At 61.4% G+C, this 2,063-nt stretch carries 1 protein-coding gene; it reads right to left on the bottom strand.

Going from position 1 to position 2,063, the window contains the following annotated elements; translation table 11 throughout:
• Positions 1-2,063 (bottom strand): efflux RND transporter permease subunit (locus tag VGH68_RS09835; RefSeq protein ID WP_331603403.1); only part of this gene is annotated, 2,063 nt, incomplete at both ends.

The following is a 2,063-nucleotide window of genomic DNA, read 5'->3' as shown; positions in this document are numbered from 1 at the left end:
ATCGAGATGCCGTACAAGATTGGCGCCTGCGAACCCGACTGGCGTTCCTGCAGCGACAGACCGGTCCATTCGTACCCGATACCGGCCGGCAACTTCGCCGCAATCGCTTCAATAGCGGCCATGGCCTGGCCCGTCGACTTGCCCGGCGCTGCCGCACCCTGGATTTCCACTGCCGAAATACCGTTGTAGCGTTCGAGCTTTGGCGAGCCGTAGATCCATTCGCCCGTACCGAATGCACCGAACGGGACCATCGTGCCGGCGGTATTGCGCACGTACCACTTGTTCAGGTCCTCCGGGTTCATGCGAAACTGCGCGTCGCCCTGTACGTAGACTTTCTTGATCCGGTTATCGACGTCAAGGAAGTTGTTCACGTACGACGAAGCCCACGCGATCGAGAACACGTTGTCGATGGTCGCAGGCGACAGACCCAGCGCATTCGCCTTCTCGCGATCCACCTTCACCTTGAACTGCGGCGTATCGTTCAGGCCGTTAGGACGAACCTGCGCGAGCGTCGGGTCCTTCGACGCCATGCCGAGCAGCATGTTGCGCGCTTCCATCAGCTTCGCGTGACCGAGACCCGAGCGGTCCTGCAACTCGAAGTCGAAGCCTGAAGCCGTACCCAGTTCCGGAATCGACGGCGGATTGACCGGGAAGATCATCGCGTCCTTATAGCCGGCGAAGTGCCCGAACATCCGTCCGACCAGCGCGCTCACCTTCTGGTCCGCCCGCTGCCGTAGCGCGTAATCCTTCATCCGCACGAACACGAGGCCCGAGTTCTGGCCGCGGCCAGCGAAGCTGAAGCCGTTCACGGTAAATACGGCGTCGACGACGTCTTTCTGGTCCGTCAGGAGCCAGTTGGAAACATCGGCAAGAACCTTGGCCGTGCGCTCCTGCGTCGAACCCGCCGGCGCCTGGACGAGCACGAACATCGTGCCCTGGTCTTCGTCAGGCAAGAACGACTTCGGCAGGCGGACGAACAGGAAACCCACCGCGACGATCACCACGAGATAGATGATCAGCCAGCGGCCCGAACGCCGGATAACGTGCTGCACGCCGCTGTGATACTTGTCCTGGCTTCTTGCGAAATTGCGGTTGAACCAGCCGAAGAAACCCTTTTTCTCGACGTGATGATCCTTCTCGATCGGCTTCAGGATGGTCGCGCACAACGCCGGCGTCAAAATCAACGCGGTCAGCACGGACAAGATCATGGCCGCGACGATGGTCAGCGAAAACTGCCGGTAAATCGCGCCCACCGAACCGCCCGAGAACGCCACCGGCACGAACACGGCCGACAGCACGAGCGCCACGCCAACCAGCGCACCGGTAATCTGTTCCATCGCCTTGCGGGTGGCGTCCCTTGGAGACAACCCCTCCTCGGCCATCACCCGCTCTACGTTTTCCACCACCACGATCGCATCGTCCACCAGCAAGCCGATGGCGAGCACCAGCCCGAACATGGAGAGCGTGTTGATGGAGAAGCCCACTAGCCCCATGACCGCGAAGGTGCCCAACAGCACGACCGGCACGGCGATGGTCGGGATCAGCGTGGCCCGCAGGTTCTGCAGGAACAGGTACATCACCAGGAACACCAGCACGATCCCTTCGATCAGCGTCTTGACCACTTCTTCAATAGACAGCTTCACGAACGGCGTGGTGTCGTACGGATACTTCACGACCAGGCCCGGCGGGAAATACTTCGACAGGTCGTCGATCTTCGCGCGCACGGCCTTCGCCGTGTTCAGCGCGTTGGCGCCTGTGGCAAGCTGGATACCGAAGCCGGCGGTCGGCTGACCGTTGTACTTCGTGTCGAAGTTGTAGTTCTCACCGCCCAGCTCGATGCGCGACACGTCCTTCAGCCGCACTTGCGAGCCGTCCTGATTCACCTTCAGCAGAATGTTGCCGAACTGCTCAGGCGTTTGCAGCAGCGTGGCTTCCGTAATGGTTGCCTGCAACATCTGGCCCGGCACCGACGGCGTACCGCCCAGACCGCCGCCTGCCACCTGCACGTTCTGTGCAGAGATGGCCGCCGTCACGTCGACCGGTGTCAGCGAGTAGTTGTTCAG

Source organism: Paraburkholderia sp., from assembly GCF_036488505.1.
GTDB lineage: Bacteria > Pseudomonadota > Gammaproteobacteria > Burkholderiales > Burkholderiaceae > Paraburkholderia.
Note: the sequence above shows the minus strand (reverse complement) of the source record. Positions and strands in the feature narration are given on the sequence as shown.